Origin of the sequence: Streptomyces sp. E11-3, assembly GCF_046540415.1 — a bacterium.
Classification (GTDB): Bacteria; Actinomycetota; Actinomycetes; order Streptomycetales; family Streptomycetaceae; genus Streptomyces.
On the sequence record NZ_JAZGRL010000174.1, the window covers coordinates 1 to 1,442 of the forward strand.

At 74.9% G+C, this 1,442-nt stretch carries 3 protein-coding genes; all 3 read left to right on the forward strand.

Annotated features, from left to right (window positions below; translation table 11 throughout):
• The first annotated feature begins 94 nt into the window (after positions 1-94).
• Entirely contained in the window at positions 95-865 is a 771-nt protein-coding gene (locus U9R90_RS36200; protein WP_411061740.1) for a type II secretion system F family protein, read from the forward strand.
• Between the two features lie 100 nt (positions 866-965).
• Entirely contained in the window at positions 966-1,154 is a 189-nt protein-coding gene (locus U9R90_RS36205) for a DUF4244 domain-containing protein (RefSeq protein ID WP_411061741.1), read from the forward strand.
• The coding region (locus U9R90_RS36210) for a TadE family type IV pilus minor pilin (protein ID WP_411061743.1) at positions 1,141-1,442 on the forward strand (302 nt) is incomplete at its 3' end. The genes U9R90_RS36205 and U9R90_RS36210, both read left to right, overlap by 14 nt.

Genomic DNA, 1,442 nt, shown 5'->3' on the forward strand with positions numbered 1-1,442 from the left:
GCTGGGGGTGTGGTGGGTGGTGCGGATTGTGCGAGGGGCGCAGGGGGCTTAGGGCCTGTCCGGCGGGTGCGGATCGTGTGGAGGTGACGGGGCGATGGGTGCGGAAGTTGTCCACAGGCTGGGGGTGGCGGTGTCGCTGGCGGTCGCCGTGGCCTGTGTGGTGTGGGCGGTGGTGGTGGGGCGGCGCGAACGGCGGGCGCGCCTGAGGCTGCGGCTGATCTTCGGTGCGGAGCGTCCGGCGCCGCGACGATTCCGGTGGCAGGGAGACCTGCGGGGCTGGCTACCGGTGGCGGGCGCGGTCTGCGCCGGGTACGCCCTGGTGGGCGGTGTCGTGGGCGCTGTGCTCGGGGTGGCCGCGGGATATGTCGCATGGCGCCGGTGGCGAGGGCGGGGCCGGGAGGGCTCGGCCGACCAGGGCGAGGAGGCGGCGGGCCAACTGCCACTCGCCGCCGACCTGCTGACGGCATGCATCGCGGCCGGAGCCGGGCCGGTCGCGGCGGCCGAGGCGGTGGGGGAGTCGCTGCAAGGGCCGGTCGGCGATCGGCTGGCACGGGCGGCTGCAGAGCTGCGACTCGGGGGCGAACCGGAGCAGGCCTGGCGGCGGTTGGGCGAGATACCGGGCGCTGGACCGCTGGCCCGCTGTCTGCAGCGGGCGGGCTCATCGGGCGCCCCGGCCGCCGAGCAGATGGCGCTCCTGGCGGCCGAGTGCCGTGCCGCGTGGGCGCGCACGGCCGCGGCGCGGGCCCGCAGGGCGGCGGTGGTGATCGCCGCGCCGGTGGGGCTGTGCTTTCTGCCCGCGTTTCTCGCGGTCGGGATCGTGCCGGTGGTGATCGGCCTGGCGGGCGGGCTCCTGAACGGCGGCTGAGGCGCCGCGGTCAGCCCCCGCGGAAGCGAACAAACACAGCGGAAGCGAACAAGCGCAATCGAGCGCACGCAGTCGAACACTCGTAATCAGAGGGGTTGGAATGAGGTACTTCAGGCGTGTACGGGCCCGGATGCGGGCGAACGACGCGGGGATGACGACGTCCGAGTACGCGCTCGGGACGGTCGCGGCATGCGGCTTCGCGGCGCTGCTCTACCGCGTGGTGACCAGCGATGGAGTGAAGGCGGCACTGGAAGGGGTCATCGGGAAGGCACTCGGTGTCCAGTTCTGAGAGCCGTTCCGGCCGGCGCGGGGACCGCGGCTATGTGACGGCGGAGGCGGCCGCGGTGATCCCGGCCCTGGTGCTGCTCGGGATGGCCCTGGTATGGGCGCTGATGGCCGCCTCCGCGCAGATCCAGTGCGTGGACGCGGCCAGGGCCGGGGCGCGCGCGGCGGCCCGGCAGGAGCCGACGAGTGCGGCGGTGGCGGCAGCGGAGCAGGCGGCGCCCGACGGGGCGCGGGTCGCGGTACGGAGGGAGGGGGATCTGGTGCGGGTGTCGGTTTCGGTGGACTCGCCGGG